24 protein-coding genes are annotated in these 14577 nt (G+C 68.3%); all 24 read left to right on the top strand.

Annotation, left to right across the window (positions count from 1 at the left end):
- A complete protein-coding gene (locus GB932_RS07210; protein ID WP_156760008.1) occupies positions 1 to 207 on the top strand; it encodes a hypothetical protein in 207 nt (68 codons plus the stop codon).
- Positions 207 to 716, top strand: a complete 510-nt coding sequence (locus GB932_RS07205; RefSeq protein WP_156760007.1) for a single-stranded DNA-binding protein — start codon at positions 207 to 209, stop codon at positions 714 to 716. The genes GB932_RS07210 and GB932_RS07205 overlap by 1 nt, the downstream gene beginning before the upstream one ends.
- A gap of 195 nt (positions 717 to 911) precedes the next feature.
- Positions 912 to 1751, top strand: a complete 840-nt coding sequence (locus GB932_RS07200) for a hypothetical protein (protein ID WP_197517364.1) — start codon at positions 912 to 914, stop codon at positions 1749 to 1751.
- A complete protein-coding gene (locus tag GB932_RS07195; protein WP_156760005.1) occupies positions 1748 to 1927 on the top strand; it encodes a hypothetical protein in 180 nt (59 codons plus the stop codon). Before GB932_RS07200 ends, GB932_RS07195 begins: the two co-directional genes overlap by 4 nt.
- 2 nt (positions 1928 to 1929) lie before the next feature.
- Positions 1930 to 2133: a helix-turn-helix domain-containing protein gene (locus GB932_RS07190; RefSeq protein WP_156760004.1), complete on the top strand. Its 204-nt coding sequence runs from the start codon at positions 1930 to 1932 to the stop codon at positions 2131 to 2133.
- A gap of 231 nt (positions 2134 to 2364) precedes the next feature.
- Positions 2365 to 2661, top strand: a complete 297-nt coding sequence (locus GB932_RS07185; RefSeq protein ID WP_231916054.1) for an HNH endonuclease signature motif containing protein — start codon at positions 2365 to 2367, stop codon at positions 2659 to 2661.
- Positions 2662 to 2927: 266 nt separating this feature from the next.
- Positions 2928 to 3398, top strand: a complete 471-nt coding sequence (locus tag GB932_RS07180; protein ID WP_156760002.1) for a hypothetical protein — start codon at positions 2928 to 2930, stop codon at positions 3396 to 3398.
- Between the two features lie 75 nt (positions 3399 to 3473).
- A complete protein-coding gene (locus GB932_RS07175; RefSeq protein WP_156760001.1) occupies positions 3474 to 3644 on the top strand; it encodes a hypothetical protein in 171 nt (56 codons plus the stop codon).
- The gene (locus GB932_RS07170; RefSeq protein WP_156760000.1) at positions 3644 to 3862 is read left to right on the top strand and encodes a hypothetical protein; all 219 of its coding nucleotides are present in this window, start codon (positions 3644 to 3646) and stop codon (positions 3860 to 3862) included. Before GB932_RS07175 ends, GB932_RS07170 begins: the two co-directional genes overlap by 1 nt.
- Positions 3863 to 3933: 71 nt before the next feature.
- Positions 3934 to 4770, top strand: coding sequence for a TIR domain-containing protein (locus GB932_RS07165; protein WP_197517363.1), 837 nt, complete (start codon positions 3934 to 3936; stop codon positions 4768 to 4770).
- Between the two features lie 124 nt (positions 4771 to 4894).
- On the top strand, positions 4895 to 5371 hold the full coding sequence (locus tag GB932_RS07160) for a hypothetical protein (RefSeq protein ID WP_156759998.1): 477 nt from the start codon (positions 4895 to 4897) through the stop codon (positions 5369 to 5371).
- Between the two features lie 34 nt (positions 5372 to 5405).
- Positions 5406 to 6857, top strand: coding sequence for a terminase large subunit domain-containing protein (locus GB932_RS07155; protein WP_156759997.1), 1452 nt, complete (start codon positions 5406 to 5408; stop codon positions 6855 to 6857).
- 18 nt (positions 6858 to 6875) lie between these two features.
- A complete protein-coding gene (locus GB932_RS07150) occupies positions 6876 to 7085 on the top strand; it encodes a hypothetical protein (RefSeq protein ID WP_156759996.1) in 210 nt (69 codons plus the stop codon).
- Between the two features lie 10 nt (positions 7086 to 7095).
- Positions 7096 to 9102 carry a phage portal protein gene (locus GB932_RS07145; RefSeq protein WP_156759995.1) on the top strand — a complete coding sequence of 669 codons (2007 nt, stop codon included), beginning with the start codon at positions 7096 to 7098 and terminating at the stop codon, positions 9100 to 9102.
- 76 nt (positions 9103 to 9178) lie between these two features.
- Positions 9179 to 9964, top strand: a complete 786-nt coding sequence (locus tag GB932_RS07140; protein ID WP_156759994.1) for an HK97 family phage prohead protease — start codon at positions 9179 to 9181, stop codon at positions 9962 to 9964.
- Between the two features lie 15 nt (positions 9965 to 9979).
- Entirely contained in the window at positions 9980 to 11305 is a 1326-nt protein-coding gene (locus GB932_RS07135; RefSeq protein ID WP_156759993.1) for a phage major capsid protein, read from the top strand.
- Positions 11306 to 11321: 16 nt separating this feature from the next.
- Positions 11322 to 11588: a hypothetical protein gene (locus GB932_RS07130; RefSeq protein ID WP_156759992.1), complete on the top strand. Its 267-nt coding sequence runs from the start codon at positions 11322 to 11324 to the stop codon at positions 11586 to 11588.
- Positions 11589 to 11606: 18 nt separating this feature from the next.
- Entirely contained in the window at positions 11607 to 12137 is a 531-nt protein-coding gene (locus GB932_RS07125) for a hypothetical protein (protein ID WP_156759991.1), read from the top strand.
- On the top strand, positions 12134 to 12475 hold the full coding sequence (locus GB932_RS07120) for a hypothetical protein (RefSeq protein ID WP_156759990.1): 342 nt from the start codon (positions 12134 to 12136) through the stop codon (positions 12473 to 12475). Before GB932_RS07125 ends, GB932_RS07120 begins: the two co-directional genes overlap by 4 nt.
- Positions 12475 to 12729, top strand: coding sequence for a hypothetical protein (locus tag GB932_RS07115; RefSeq protein ID WP_156759989.1), 255 nt, complete (start codon positions 12475 to 12477; stop codon positions 12727 to 12729). Before GB932_RS07120 ends, GB932_RS07115 begins: the two co-directional genes overlap by 1 nt.
- Before the next feature lie 2 nt (positions 12730 to 12731).
- A complete protein-coding gene (locus tag GB932_RS07110) occupies positions 12732 to 13127 on the top strand; it encodes a hypothetical protein (protein WP_156759988.1) in 396 nt (131 codons plus the stop codon).
- Between the two features lie 70 nt (positions 13128 to 13197).
- The gene (locus GB932_RS07105; RefSeq protein WP_156759987.1) at positions 13198 to 13785 is read left to right on the top strand and encodes a phage tail tube protein; all 588 of its coding nucleotides are present in this window, start codon (positions 13198 to 13200) and stop codon (positions 13783 to 13785) included.
- 91 nt (positions 13786 to 13876) lie between these two features.
- A complete protein-coding gene (locus GB932_RS07100) occupies positions 13877 to 14176 on the top strand; it encodes a hypothetical protein (protein WP_156759986.1) in 300 nt (99 codons plus the stop codon).
- Positions 14119 to 14577 (top strand): hypothetical protein, encoded by a 459-nt coding sequence (locus GB932_RS07095; RefSeq protein WP_156759985.1) that lies wholly within the window; start codon positions 14119 to 14121, stop codon positions 14575 to 14577. Before GB932_RS07100 ends, GB932_RS07095 begins: the two co-directional genes overlap by 58 nt.

Raw genomic sequence — 14577 nt, 5'->3', positions numbered from 1 at the left:
ATGCCCCAGTACCGGCTTGATCTGGCGACGGAGTGGGCCGACGAGCACATGCGACGCCTGATGCGCTCGCCGAAACGGAAACGGCAGGTCGCCCGGGAACGGTTCACACCGACCCCGGAACACCTCGAGGCACAGGCGTACGACGAGAAGACAGAACACCTGAGACGACTGATCCGCTACCACGCGGAACAAGAGGAGGCGGCCTGATGGCTGGGGAAACGATCATCACCGTCGTGGGGAACCTCACTGCGGACCCGGAGTTGCGTTACACGCAGTCGGGGATCCCGGTGGTGAACTTCACGATCGCGTCGACGCCGCGCACGTTCGACAAGCAGGCGGGCGAGTGGAAGGACGGCGAGGCGCTGTTCCTCCGGTGCAGTGCGTGGCGGGACTTCGCCGAACACATCGCCGGGTCGATGACGAAGGGCATGCGCGTGATCGCGCAGGGCAACCTCCGTCAGCGCAACTACGAGACCCGCGAGGGCGAGCGCCGCTCGTCGATCGAGCTGGACGTGCAGGAGATCGGCCCGAGCCTTCGCTACGCGACCGCGGCGGTGACGCGGTCCGCTCCGCGCGGGCAGGGCCAGCAGGGCGCGCCGAGCGCGGCGCCCGCTCCGGCTCCGCAGGGCGGCGTCGCGACACAGGCCACGGATCAGTGGCACCAGGAGCCCCTCGCGAACGAGTGGACGCCTGACGAGGGAGAGGTGCCGTTCTGATGGCGGGGTGCTGCGCGAAGTGCAAGGTGCCGTTCGCCTGGTGCGGGAACACGGCCTGCGGGTGTCACGCGAAGGCGGCGGGCGCGCCGTGGTGGGGAGAGCACGATGGCTGACCGGATCTGTGCCTGCGGGTGCACCGTGCCGGACGTCCACTACGCGACGTGTCCCGACTTCGGGAAGGACGAGGGTGACTGTATGGGGTGCGCACCGCGCGAGGCGCGCGACGGCGCCCTGATCTGCGAGCGCTGCTACCGGACCCTGCGGCGATGCCTCGAGGACGCCGGCGACGTCGTCGGCCTCATCCGCTCGATCGCGGATCCGTCGAAGGCGGCCCGGTACGACGCCGTGCGCGTGCAGTCGTCCAGGCCGGATCTTCCCGCGCCGGTCGCGGCGGACCTCGTCGACGCGTCGGACGACATCGTGCGTGTCCTGCGCATGTGGGAGATGCACGTCGCGGGCGAGGTCGTGCCGGACAGCGTGCCGGGCCTCCCGGCGGGCACGTGGGCGGGGGAGGCGCACACGATCGCGCAGTCCGCCGCGGACGCGGTGCTCGAGGTGCTCGACGAGCTCGTCAACGACCGTGACGAGGTGCTCGCGCTCTGCGCGGGCGTCATCGAGCGGCACACGGAGTCGTCGCCGGCGGTCTGGTCGCTCGCGGACGCGCTCACGCGCTGGTCGTTCGAGGATCGGCCCCGGTGGGCTGACGCGCCGTGCCCGGACTGCGACATGAAGACGGTGCGGGTGCAGCCGCCGCGTCGTCGCGGCACGGCGAGCCGGTACGGGTGCACCTCGTGTGGGTGGCTCGCCAACAGCGATGACGACGGCGGCCTGTGGGCCGCGCACTTCCGCGAGGAGGTGCCCCTCGGCGAGGGCGCCCCGCACGAGCCGCGGTGGCTCACGCTCGCGGCCGCAGCCCGGCACGCGCGCGTCACGACGGGCACGATGCGCCGCTGGGCGGAGAAGGGTCTCGTCGCCACGAAGGACGGCCGCTACTGGCAGCCCGACATCAACGAGAAGACAGGAGACGCAGCATGACGCCTGAGGAGCAGCTCAAGTTCATCGAGGGCGTGTCGTCGGTGTGCGACATCCTCGACAGCTTCAAGAACGGCTTGGAGGAGCGCGGATGGCAGCCGACGCTCGCGGCTCAGGCGGCGATCCAGGTCGGCGGCCCGGTCATTCTCGCCGGCCAAGCGCAGAACGGGAGGCGGTAGGCATGGCCGACCGGTGGCTGACGATCAGGGATGCGGCCGAGCGCGTGGGGCGCTCGCCGCGGACGATCAAGGCGTGGCGGCAGCGCGGCGAGCTGACGGTGCTCGCCGGTCGTGTGCGTGAGTCGCACCTCCTCGAGGTGGAGAAGCGGATGCGGGGCCGGACGGGTGGACGCCCGAGGAAAACCCCTGCAACCTCTGCACATTGAGGTGATAGGCTAGCGCCAGCGCGATAATTGCGTAGAAGGCCCGGACCGGATCGGTTCGGGCCTTTCGCATGCGCCGAGACCTGGCCCGCCGACCGAGAGCGCTGCGAGTGTCTCGGCGCGGGCTCGACCGTGAGGGGGCGCGACGATGCATCCCTGTCCGGAGTGTGGAGCCGAGTGGCCGTCGACGCTCGCAGCCGCGGAATGCTGCGATCCGGCCTGGGAGAACGACGCGTGAGCGCCGGCATCCCCGGCCGGTCTACCGCTCAGCACCGCAGGAACCGTGCCGAGCTGCGCAAGCTCACCGCCGAGCACAACTTGCCGTGCGCGATCTGCGGCCAGGCGATCGACACGACGCTCCCGAGGACGAATCCCGACTCGTTCGAGTACGACCACCGCAAGTCGATCAAGACGCATCCTGAGCTCGCCGACGACCCGGACAACGGCCAGCCGAGCCACAAGCGGTGCAACCGCAACAAGGGAGCAGGCGACCAACGGCCTGGCATCGGTGACCCGTCTGAAGTTTGGTGACCGATCGGCCGAGGGAAGATATCCAATCGGCCACAATTCCCGCCATAAGGTCGCATACCGGTCAGGCGTGCTGTCAGGATCGACATATGTTGATCCGTTCCTCGAAGATCTTCGCGCTCGCCGCAGTTGCGGCGTTGACGTTGTCGGGCTGCGCCACGAACGCTGAGCCCGAGGCCGCTGCAGAGACCCCTACACCTGTCGTCACGGAGACCGCGACGCCGGACCCCGTCGAATCGCCAGATCCGACAGAGGAGCCGGCACCGGTTGTGACTGAGGAACCAGAGGAGCCCGCTTACGCGACGTGCTCCGACATCGCAGCACCGACGCCCGTCGATTCTGTCGATGCGGAACAGCTCGACGGGCTCGTTCCCCAGTACCTCGTGGACAGCGGTCCTCGTGCGGGTGCGCAGGGCGAGACCGAGACCGACGCTGACGGCAACCCGGTCGCGTACCACGCGGTCGAGGGTGACTCCTACGCGAGCATCGCGGCCCGCTTCTGCACCACCATGTTTGGTGGAGGCGACGGAACGCGGCACCTCGACATCCTCAACATGGTCCGCCGGAACACGATGTTCAGCGCGGGCGGCGAGAAAGTCTCGACCGTCTACGCGGGCGACACGATCAACCTGAGCCCGTGGACGATCGCCACTGTCGGTGACGAGAACGGACAGGTCTACAGCTTCGACCCGGCGTCGAGCTTCAACAACAGCCCCGTCACGATGCCAGCTCAGCACTGACGGCAAGAGCCCGGAAGGCCTCGCTCCCACTTCGTGGGGCGGGGCCTTCGTCGTACCCACTGAACGGAGATCCTCATGGCCATTCGACGCATCACCTGCAAGGGCGGGCCTCTGCACGGCAAGCGCTACGACGTCCCGGTCGGGCTCGGTGAGTTCCGCGCCGAGGGCGGCACGTACAAGATCACCGAGAAGCAGGGCACGTGGAACGCCGACGACGAGAAGGCGCCGGCGAAGGCGAGCGAGTGATGGCTGGCGCGCACATCGACGTCGGGATCCTCCTGCGCGTGGGAGACGGCAAGCCCGCCGAAGTCGGCTCGTTCGAACTGCCGCTCTCGCTGCGCGTCACGAACGACACGGGAAGGAACCACCCGACGGTCGTCGTCGAGCACAACGCGCTCGGCCGCGAGATCGCCGATGGGCTCCGGGGACTCGCGGACGCTATCTCGAGGGGGCGGCGAGTCTGAGCAACGTCGTTCACTCGTCGGTGAGGTGGGTAGGGCTTCGCGATCCGCATGCGATGCGAGATCATGAGCGCATGCCTACGAAACACTCCTACGTTGCCCATCGCTACCCGGATGCGCAGTTCGTGCGCGAGGTCCGAACGATCGTCGAGGCACTGGCATCGGGTGGGATGGAGGAGACCGAGCACATCACGGCGCGAGTTACGCGCGGACTCACGACGTGGGATTGGGACACGCTGGATGAGCTGATCCAGGACTTGGACCGGGTGCGTGACGCGGATGTCATCAAGATCGGAGCGACGGTATACCCGAAGGATGGGGCCAAACTGCTTTCGATACCGATGTGGATGACCGGCCGGGTCGAAGTCAGCGTCGAAGCAAACGCCGGGGCGAGCCGAGTATCGGTCACGGCACCAACTCCGTCCGAGACGGACCGACTGCACAACAAGCTCGAGAGTTTCCTCGCGAGCGCCACGGTTGTGGAGCGAAGCGACACCTTGCCGCAGATCTTCGTCGGACATGGCCGCAGCAACGCATGGCGTGAACTCAAGGAGTATGTGCAAGATCGAATGGAGCTCAGGACCCGAGCGTTCGAGTCTGCATCTCGTGCAGGTCACACCATCCGCGACATCCTCGACGAGGAACTGTCACGAGCGAACCTCGCGATCATTGTCATGACTGCCGAGGATGAGCAAGGAGATGGCGAACGCCGCGCACGCCAGAATGTGATCCACGAAGCCGGCCTATTCCAAGGGAAGCTCGGCTTCGACCGGGTCCTGATGCTCGTGGAAGACGGCGTCGAGAACTTCTCAAACGTAGCGGGCTTGCAGTACATCCCTTTCGCGAGGGGGAACATCCGAGAAGCCCTCGGCGATGTCGCCGTGGCTATCAAGGAGCGCTTCGTCCTCTGACATTGGGTCCCGGGGAGGGGCGTTCAGATCGCTGGCACCCTTCCCGAGGGCCGAGCGCCGGCAATGATCTGTCCCCCTCCGGGTACTGATGTCCCATGTCCCGCCCTCGGAGGAGGTGGTCGCGATGGCGATGACTCCGGAGGAGAAGCGCAAGCGAGACCGGGAGCGCAAGGCGCGGTATCGCGCGGTGAAGAGGGAGAAGGCGCAGCTCGAGGCTCTCCCGCAGATCGGGCCGGACACGACGTCGAAGCGTGGGACAGATCGCGGGACATCCGCAGGGACGAACGACGACAACGTGGCGCTCACGAACGAGCAGGCCGCGCGCGCGGTGATCGCGGATCTCGAGATCCCGGCGACGGCTGCGTGGCGGGCCGCTCTGGTGATGCAGCTCGCGCGTGATCTCGACGTGCCGGGTGCGATCCCACAGCGCGCGGGGCTGGCGCAACGGTACGCCGAGAACCTCGAGGCGCTGATCGCGGCGGCCAAGCCGCGGGAGAAGGACGAGCTCGACGACATGCGCCGCGCGTTCTACACCGGGAGGACGAGTGGCATCGACGACGACCCGGAAGCGAGGGGCCGCAAGACGCGGAAGAAGGCGTAGCGCGACGCGTGTGTACGGGCACGAGTGCCCGCGCGTGTTCACGCCGCCCCGTCGGCCGCTGACGCCGACGACGAGCGCCGGGTACGCGGCGATCCACTTCGCCGAGTGGCTTCATGAGAAGCTCGCCGGCACCCGTAACGAGGAGCTCGCGCCGGCGCTGAACCCGTGGCAGCGGTGGTTCCTGATCCACGCGCTCGAGCTGAATCCCGACGGCACCTACCGGTTCAAGACCGTTCTGCTGTGGGTGGCTCGACAGAACGGGAAGACGTTCCTCGCGGCGCTGCTGATCTTGTTCCGCATGGTGATGGACGGCGACGCGCAGGTGCTCGGCGTCGCGCAGAAGCTCGCCACGGCCAAGAAGCCGTGGGAGCACGTGCGCGAGCTCATCGACGCGATCCCGCGCCTGAAGCAGGAGGTCGCGGACGAGTCGAACACGAACGGCGAGCTGTGGTTCGAGCTCGTCGGCGGCCAGCGGTACTGGGTCGACAGTGCCGACAATGGCGGCCGCGGGCTCACATTCGATCTCGTCTTCATTGACGAGATCCTCAAGCACAAGAACTTCAAGGCCTGGTCGGCGCTGTCGAAGACCACGAACGCGCGCCGCCGCGCGCAGCGGATCGTTGCCGCGAACACGGGCGACATGGACGCGATCGTGCAGCGCCACCTTCACAAGCAGGCGACGGACGCCATCGAGGCGGACGACGACGAGACCACGATCGGACTGTTCTGGTGGTCTCCGCCGCCGGGAATGCCGCTGGATTCGCCAGAGGCATGGGCGTACTCGAACCCGTCGATGAACTACAACCTCCCAGAGGAGAATCTGCGCGATGCGTGGGCGTCGGACCCGGCGCCCGTGTTCGCCTCCGAAGTGGGGAACCTGTTTGTCGACGCGGGCGTGGGCGGCCCGTTCCAGCCGGGCAAGTGGGCGGCCGCGACCGATCGCCTCTCGAAGCGCCGCGACGGCGCGCCCGTGTACGTCTGCGTCGATGTGTCGCACGACCGCACGTGGGCGCACATCGGATTCGCCGCCGAGCGTGTCGACGGGAAGGCACACGTCGGGATCATGGCGTCCCGTCCGGGCACCGACTGGATCGTCCCGTGGCTCACGTCGCCCGAACGCACGTTCACACCGGCCGGGATCACCTTCCAGACGCGCGGCGCGCCCGTGTCCTCGCTCGTGACCGAGTTCGACGACGCCGACCTCGACGTCGTCGAGTGGGGCGGCCCCGATCTCGGGCGGGCGACAGGCCTGCTGCTGGACGGCGTGAACCTCGACAAGATCCGACACCGCACGCAGCCGGTGCTCGACGTCGCCGCCGGCACGGCGGTCATGAAGAAGCTCGGCGACGGCTACGTCGTCGACCGCCACGGATCCCCCGGGGATGCATCGCCGCTCATGGCGGTCAAGGGCGCGTATTGGCTGCTGAAGAACCCGCCGGAGACATTCGAGTCGGCGTATGAAACGAACGACCTCATGGTCGTGTGACGAGCAGGGGAGGCGAGCGTGGGCGCATTCCGACGCGTGATCTACCGACGCCGGGTCGTCGTCAATCTGGCCGACGGCACATCAGTGGACGGGATCTTCTACAAGCAGGACGGGCCGTTGCTCGTCATCAAGAACGCGACGTTGCTCGAGGCGGGCGCGGAGCCGGTGGAGCTCGACGGCGACACCGTGATCGAGCGGGACAGGGTGCTGTTCATTCAGGCACCGTGAGGGGGCGGCAATGGCTTTCGCGGTTTCTGAAGGCAAGATCCGATCGGTTCACAAGCCGACCTACTCGGCGCCCGCGTCGGTGCGGCTCACCGACGACCTGACGCAGGACTACGCGCAGATCTATCGGTCGCAGCAGCCTGTGCGGACGGTGGTCGACTTTCTCGCGCGCAACATCGCGCAGCTGTCCTTGCACACGTTCCGGCGCGTCGGCGAGACAGACCGCCAGCGCCTTCGCGACCATCCACTGGCGACCCTGCTCGGAGCACCCAACGCATGGACGACGAGCTACCGGCTCATGCGTGGGCTCGTGTCGGACCTCGGCATCTACGACCGCGCCCTGTGGCTGAAGTCGCGTACGTCGTCCGGCGGATGGGAGATCGTGCGCGTCCCGCCCGGCATGTGGAAGGTCGCGAACACGGACAACTGGCTGCGCCCCGAGGCGTTCATCATCACGGGAGCGCGAGGCAAGATGACGGTTGCCGCGAAGGACGTCGTGTACTTCCGCGGCTACAACCCGGACGACGACCGGAACGCGACGTCGCCGATCGAGACGCTGCGCCGCGCGCTGTCGGAGGAATACTCGGCGGGACAGATGCGCGAGCAGGTCATGCGCAACGGCGCCCGTCACTCGGGCTACATCACACGCCCGAAGGAAGCGAAGGAATGGTCGGACGCGGCGGCGCGCCGCTTCAAGACCGGCTGGCGCGAGCAGTACGCGGGATGGTCCGCAACCGAGGGCGGCGGCACGCCAGTTCTCGAGGACGGGATGACGTTCGTGCCCGCGTCGCAGTCGGCCACCGATCTGCAGTACATCGAATCCCGCAAGCTGACGCGGGAGGAGGTCGCGGCGGCGTACTTCATCCCGCCGCCCATGATCGGGATCCTCGACAACGCCTCGTTCTCGAACATCACCGAGCAGCACAAGATGCTGTACCAGGACACGCTCGGGCCTCGTCTGAAGGAGATCCAGGAGGAGATCGCTCTGCAGCTCCTGCCCGATCTCGGAGACACCGAGGGCGTGTACGTGGAGTTCAACATGCAGGAGAAGCTGCGGGGCTCGTTCGAGGAGCAGGCCGCCCATCTGCAGACGTCGGTCGGCGCGCCGTACCTCACCCGGAACGAGGCCCGCGCCCGCGCGAACCTGCACAGCGTGCCCGGTGGCGACGAGCTCGTCACGCCGCTGAACGTCCTCGTCGGCGGTCAGGCCTCCCCGAGCGACTCGGGAACGCAGAACGAGCGCGCCGCGGGGGGCGCGCTGACGAAGGACGCGGTCGACATGCTGCTGAAGCTGTCCGAGACGCACCCGGACGCCGTAGGCCGCGTCATCCGCGAGATGGATCGCAAGTCGATGCGCATCCGCGCCAAGGAGCAGGCTCCGCCGACGCACGAGGCGAAGGTCGAAGAGGTCATGGCGGCGTTCTTCGAGCGTCAAAGCCGCTCGGTCCTCTCGGCACTCGGGACGAAGGCCCCGAAATGGTGGGACGAGGAGCGGTGGGATCGCGAGCTCGCGGCGGACTTGCTGGCGCTCGCGCTCGAGACGACGAAGGCCGCGGCCGTCGCCGCGCTCGTCGCGGTCGGATTCAGCGCAGACGACTACGACCTCGCGCGCACTGAGGCGTTCCTCGCGGAGGTCGCGAAGTCTCGCGCGGCGATGATCAACGCGACCACGCGTGAGCAGGTCGGCGCGATCGTGTCAGGAGCCGGCCCGGCCGGGGTGACGGATCCGGCGCACGCGTTCGACGTGGCGAAGGACTCGCGGGCGGGCTCGATCGCGACAACGCTCGTGACCACGTTCGCCGCGTTTGCGACGACCGAGGCGGCGCGCCAGAACGGCGGCAGCCAGAAGACGTGGCTGGTGACGTCGGGCGATCCGCGCGCGTCCCATGCGTCTATGCACGGCGAGACGGTCGGCATCGACGAGTCGTTCTCGAACGGCGCGAACTGGCCCGGTGACCCCGTGCTCGGCGCGGAGGGCGTCAGCAACTGCCGGTGCGACGTCGAGGTCACGTTCGGCTGATCGCCGTCACGACATCCACTCACGACAGGGCCGCCCCGGCGGGGCGGCCCTGTCTCATGCCCGGAGGAGGGCCGCCATGAAGATCAAGTCCCTGCCGGTCAAGTTCAAGACCGGCGACGACGACGGCCTCGAGGAGGGCCAGTTCCTCGTCTACCCCAGCACGTTCACTCGCACGCCCGACAGCTACGGCGACGTCGTCGCGCCCGGTGCGTTCGCCGACGACATCGCCAAGCGCAAGGAGTCCGGAGCGGTGCTGTCGGGCCTCTACGGGCACCGGATGGACGACCCGCACCTGAACGTCGCGTCGGCGATCGATGAGGGCGAGGACGACCACGGATGGTGGGTGAAGGGCGAGTTCGACCTCGACGAGCCCACCGCGGCGAAGGTCTACCGGCTCGTGAAGTCCGGACGGATCCGCGAGCTGTCGTTCGCGTTCGACGTCCTGGACGAGGGCCAGGTGACCCTCGAGGACGGGACGAAGGCGAACGAGCTGCGCAAGCTCGAGGCCTTCGAGTTCTCGTTCGTCCCCGTCGGCGCTAATCGCGACACCTCCATCGTCGCGGTCAAGGCTCTCGCCGACGAGATCGTCGCCGACGTCAAGGCGGGGCGCGCGATCTCCGCGAAGAACGAGACCACGCTCCGCGAGGCGGCCGACAAGATCGCCGCGGCCGCAGTGGACATCAAGAACGTCCTCGCCGTGATCGACGGCGAGGGAACCGAAGGCGCTGGGAAGGCCAGCGGTCACGTGACGGTCAAGACCGAGGAGCCCGCCGGGGCCAAGGCCGAGGAACCCGAACGCGCGCCGTCCGCTCGAACGCGCCTGCAGATCGCCCTGGCAACCGCCGAGGGCGCAACTCTCTGAACGGAAGGATCCAGCATGGATCTCAAGGAGAAGATGCGGGCCGAGCTCAAGGCCGCCCGCGACATCGCATCGAAGGCGGAGGCCGAGAACCGCGACCTCACGCCCGACGAGATCGAGCAGGCCTCGACCCACCTGAAGGCATACGAGTCGGCGAAGGCCGACATGCAGAAGGTCAAGGAGTCCGACGACGTCAAGTCGGCGCTGAAGGACATCGGCCTCGACCTCGGCCTCGAGTCGAACGACGACCCGAACTCGGCATCCAGCTTCGTGACGCCGTCGCGCGGAAAGTCGCTCGGCCAGCTGTTCATCGAGTCGGCGCAGTACGTCGGCTTCATGAAGGCGCACGGCAACCGTGCGCCCGGCGACCGCGCGCGCGTGCAGTCGGAGCCGATGGGCCTGAAGGGCATCTTCCCGAAGCGGAAGTCGCTCGTCACCGGCGCCTCCGACACCTCCGGCGGCGCGTTCGTGAACCCCGACGTCACGGGCATCTACGAGGCGCTCGGACGCCCGACGCTCACGATCCGCGATCTGATCTCGGTCCGTCAGACCGACTCGGACACGGTCGAGTTCGTGCAGCAGACCTCGCAGCCGACGGCCGCGGCCCCGACCCCGGAAGCCACGACCGCCGATGCCCCGACGCACGACACCACCACCGGCGAGCCCATCCTCGCCGCCGGCGGCGGGTACAAGCCCGAGGGGTCGATCGCCTTCAAGAAGGTCACGGCGCCCGTGCGCACGATCGCCGAGTGGATTCCCGCCACCAAGCGCGGCATCGCCGATGCCTCGCAGCTGCGCGGACTCATCGACGACGAGCTCCTCGCCGACCTCGCACAGACCGAGGAAGACCAGGTGCTCAACGGCGACGGAACCGGCGAGAACCTCACCGGCATCCGCAACACCACGGGCATCCAGTCGCAGGCCTACTCGAACACGGTCACCGACCTCGATCCGCTGCTTGAGACGACCCTGAAGGCACGTACGAAGGTGCGCACCGTGGGGCGCGCCATGCCGACCGCCTACCTGCTCAACCCGGTCGACTGGGAGAAGATCCAGCTCGCCCGACTCGCGAAGAACCCGCAGAACGAGGCCCTCGCGGCCGGCGTCCCGACCCTTCACGGCCTCCCGGTCGTCGAGTCGGAGAACATCGCGCCCGGCGTCGGCCTCACGGGCGACTTCCGCAAGGCGGTCCTCTGGGATCGCGAGCAGGCGTCGATCTCGGTGACGGACTCGCACAGCGATTTCTTCATCCGCAACCTGGTCGCGATCCTCGCCGAGGAGCGCGCCGCGTTCGGTGTCCGCCGCCCGGCGGCGTTCGTCGAGATCGACCTCACCGCCGCGTGATCGAAAGGGGGCCGTCGTGGGTACATGCAAGGTCTGCGGCGCGGCGCACGCGTCGTGCGGCCCGCGCACCACGACGGTCCCTGTCGATCTCCGCATCGAATCGCAGGAGCACAACGACATGGCACTGAAGAAGTACGTCGTCCGCGTCGGACGACACAACGTCGAGACCGTCATGAAGCTCACCCCCGACGAGGCCAAGCGCCTCGGCGCGAAGGAGCATCAGACGCCGGCGAACAAGGCTCGCCAGCCGAAGAACAAGTCGCGCACCGCGACCGAGAAGTAGCGGACGGAGGTGGTGGCGATGGCATCGTTCGCGACACCGCAGGACATGCAGAACCGGACGCAGGGGGCCATCGCCGCCACCCACCCGTTCCTGCAGACCGAGCTCGACGCCGCGACGCGCGCGATCCGCGACCACTGCGGATGGCACATCGCGCCGAACGAGCAGAAGACATTCAGGCGCACGTCACCTTGGCCCGAGCGCGTATGGCTCCCCGCCATGCGCATCACGTCGATCGACGCCGTCACCATCGACGGTGCAACGATCTCCCCCGCGACCGTGGGGTTCGATCCTGACTCGGGGTGGACGTCGCTACGGGGGTGCACTGCCGAGGTGACCTTCACCGCCGGATTCGCCAGTGTCCCCGAGAGCATTCTCACGCTGACGCTTGCGATCGCCGCGGGCGGGCTGGGCGCACCGCTTGGGCAGACGCGCGAGCAGGCCGGAGGCGTGGCTCTGACGTTCGGGCGTGCCGGCGGCGCGCTTCAGACGGCGCCCGGTAGCTCTGACGTGGCGACGCTCGCTCCGTACACGATCGGGTATGTCCCGTGATCGGCGGGCAAGTCGACCGGAACCAGATCGTGCGGCTCCGCGCGCCGCTCGTCGACGACGGCCGCGGCAACCAGGCCCGCGACTGGGAGAAGGCGACCGAGACGCCCCTCGACGGGTGGGCGATCGACGCGGGCGCGACCGGCGAGGACACGACCAACCGCGACGGATCATCGACCGCGTACACGCTCCGCGGCCCGCTCGAAGCCGACATCGAGGCCACCGACCGAGTGCGCCTGTTCGGCGAGACGTTCCACGTCGACGGCGGCGTCGGCCGACAGCCGGGCGTGACTGCGCGCACATCGCACTGCATCGTGCAGCTGATCCGCTGGGAGGGCTGATGGCAAACGTCAAGGGGCTCCGGATCAAGCGGAACCCGAAGGGATTCGCCGAGTTGCTGCTCTCGCAGGAGGTGCAGGACGACTTCGCGGCGCGTGCGTCGCGCATCCAGTCGGCCGCGGGCGAAGGGCACGAAGTCGAGGTGACCCGCAACCGTGACCGTGTAGTCGCATTCGTGAATACCGCGACCTACGAGGCACGCGAGGCCGAGGCCGAGGATCGAAATCTGACGCGCGCGATCGACGCCGGGAGGTGACCGTGGCCGAGGTGCTGATTCCCGCGGACGACGAAATCGCCGCCGTCGACGAGCTGAACGCGCGCATGACTGTCCCGATCGGGACGCGCGTGCCGAACCCCAAGCCGTCCGAGTTCGGGCGCGTCGTGGGCACGGGCGGCGCGGAGCGCGACCTCGTCACCGACGGCGCAACCCTCGCGCTCGAGGGCTTCGCCGGGACGGAGACCCGCGCACGCCGCATCTGCGCGGAGATGATCGCCCATCTGCAAGCCGCGGGCCGCGCGGGGTCTGTCGGCGGCGTCACCTGCTATGGGGTCCGCGCCGTGTCCCTGCCCGCGAATCTCCCTATGCCGTCGGTGCCCGACAGGTTCCGGTTCACGGCGACCGTGACCGCCGATCTGCGGCGGTCGCGCATCTGACCGTTCCCCGACTTCCGCGCGGCCCCGCCCCGGGGCCGCGCTGTTCGCTACGCCCGAAAGGAGCGCTCGCATGAGCGTCAACAACAAGAACGTCTACATCGGCGCACCTGACCAGGAGGTCACGGGCGCGATCCTCACCGGCCCCGAGACGGACGTCGTCCCGGCCACGATCGACGACGTCGTCACCGACGGGCTCGACGACTCCGGCTACGTCAACGAGGACGGCGTGACGATCACGCCGTCCGAGTCCACCGAGACGATCAAGGACTGGGCGCTGCGCGTCATCCGCCGGATCATGACCGAGTTCGACGGCACGCTCGCTTGGACGCACCTCGAGCTGTCCGAGGGCGCGCTGAAGAACTACATGGGCGACGGCAACGTCGACACGACGGCCGCCGACTCGACGCACGGCACGCAGACGCGCGCCGCGATCGCCGGGACCGAGCGGCCGATCAAGGCCTGGTACTTCAAGATCAAGGACGGCGAGCGGCGCGTGCTGGTCATGGTCCCGCACGGCCAGGTCACCGAGCGCGGGGAGATCCCGCTGCAGGCATCGGCCGCGATCACCCTTCCGGTGACGCTGTCGACCTACCCCGACGCCGCCGGGAACAACATCTACATCTTCACCGACGACGGTGTCGTCGCGACGGGCGTCTGACCGGCCCGTCTCTCTGACCGCAGCGCCCAGCCGAACGGGGAACCGGCTGGGCGCTGCGCTGTTCCCCGTTCCCCGAAGTGGAGGTACGCGCATGGGCTACAAGGTGCCCGACTGGAAGAAGTCCGTCGATCAGAACCAGTTCGAGGTCGAGACCGACAACGGCACATTCCTGATGCCGAAGGCCGAGTATCTGACCGGCCGTCAGGTGCAGCGACTCAGCAAGGCCGACGAGGTCGAGGGCGGTATCTACACCGTGCTCGACGAGATCGCGCCCGGGCTGGGTGAGGCGCTGCTCGATGTGCCGGTGGCGGTCGTGAAGGAGATGGTCGCCGAGTGGCAGAAGGACGCCGGGATCGAGCTGGGGGAATCTTCGGCCTCTGCGAGCTCCTAGACGAGCACGCGGAGGCGATCGAGGCCGATCTCCTCGGCCGCGGGTGGCGGCTCGCCGACATCGGCGTCCGCTACTCGTGGCGCGACCTGCTGGTGATGGTGCGTGCATTCCAGCGCGACCCCGAGACGGCGACCTCTCGGTCGATCAACGGGCCGCAGTGGACGGTGCGCGACCAGCTCCTCGCGCTGATCGCGGACGCCCTGAACTGGGGCAACTGGCAGCGGGCGGGCAAGAAGTCCGCGCCGAAGCCGAAGCCGATTCCGCGCCCGTGGGAGAAGCCGAAGGGCAAGCAACTCGGCTCGAAGCCGATCGCGATGAGCAAGTTCCACGACTGGTGGGACTCGAAGAAGAGCGGGCGTGGAGCCCGCAAGGCGCGCAAGGAGCGCAGGACCCGGGGGTGA

The organism is Microbacterium karelineae (genome assembly GCF_009745985.1).
Taxonomy (GTDB): Bacteria; Actinomycetota; Actinomycetes; order Actinomycetales; family Microbacteriaceae; genus Microbacterium; species Microbacterium karelineae.
This window is presented reverse-complemented; position numbering and strand designations above follow the sequence as displayed.

What these genes read in the sequence shown, in the direction of transcription:
- GB932_RS07210 (WP_156760008.1), top strand. Translation starts at nt 1, where the DNA reads ATGCCCCAGTACCGGCTTGATCTGGCGACGGAGTGGGCCGACGAGCAC.
- GB932_RS07205 (WP_156760007.1), top strand. Translation starts at nt 207, where the DNA reads ATGGCTGGGGAAACGATCATCACCGTCGTGGGGAACCTCACTGCGGAC.
- GB932_RS07200 (WP_197517364.1), top strand. Translation starts at nt 912, where the DNA reads ATGGGGTGCGCACCGCGCGAGGCGCGCGACGGCGCCCTGATCTGCGAG.
- GB932_RS07195 (WP_156760005.1), top strand. Translation starts at nt 1,748, where the DNA reads ATGACGCCTGAGGAGCAGCTCAAGTTCATCGAGGGCGTGTCGTCGGTG.
- GB932_RS07190 (WP_156760004.1), top strand. Translation starts at nt 1,930, where the DNA reads ATGGCCGACCGGTGGCTGACGATCAGGGATGCGGCCGAGCGCGTGGGG.
- GB932_RS07175 (WP_156760001.1), top strand. Translation starts at nt 3,474, where the DNA reads ATGGCCATTCGACGCATCACCTGCAAGGGCGGGCCTCTGCACGGCAAG.
- GB932_RS07170 (WP_156760000.1), top strand. Translation starts at nt 3,644, where the DNA reads ATGGCTGGCGCGCACATCGACGTCGGGATCCTCCTGCGCGTGGGAGAC.
- GB932_RS07165 (WP_197517363.1), top strand. Translation starts at nt 3,934, where the DNA reads ATGCCTACGAAACACTCCTACGTTGCCCATCGCTACCCGGATGCGCAG.
- GB932_RS07160 (WP_156759998.1), top strand. Translation starts at nt 4,895, where the DNA reads ATGGCGATGACTCCGGAGGAGAAGCGCAAGCGAGACCGGGAGCGCAAG.
- GB932_RS07145 (WP_156759995.1), top strand. Translation starts at nt 7,096, where the DNA reads ATGGCTTTCGCGGTTTCTGAAGGCAAGATCCGATCGGTTCACAAGCCG.
- GB932_RS07140 (WP_156759994.1), top strand. Translation starts at nt 9,179, where the DNA reads ATGAAGATCAAGTCCCTGCCGGTCAAGTTCAAGACCGGCGACGACGAC.
- GB932_RS07135 (WP_156759993.1), top strand. Translation starts at nt 9,980, where the DNA reads ATGGATCTCAAGGAGAAGATGCGGGCCGAGCTCAAGGCCGCCCGCGAC.
- GB932_RS07125 (WP_156759991.1), top strand. Translation starts at nt 11,607, where the DNA reads ATGGCATCGTTCGCGACACCGCAGGACATGCAGAACCGGACGCAGGGG.
- GB932_RS07115 (WP_156759989.1), top strand. Translation starts at nt 12,475, where the DNA reads ATGGCAAACGTCAAGGGGCTCCGGATCAAGCGGAACCCGAAGGGATTC.
- GB932_RS07105 (WP_156759987.1), top strand. Translation starts at nt 13,198, where the DNA reads ATGAGCGTCAACAACAAGAACGTCTACATCGGCGCACCTGACCAGGAG.
- GB932_RS07100 (WP_156759986.1), top strand. Translation starts at nt 13,877, where the DNA reads ATGGGCTACAAGGTGCCCGACTGGAAGAAGTCCGTCGATCAGAACCAG.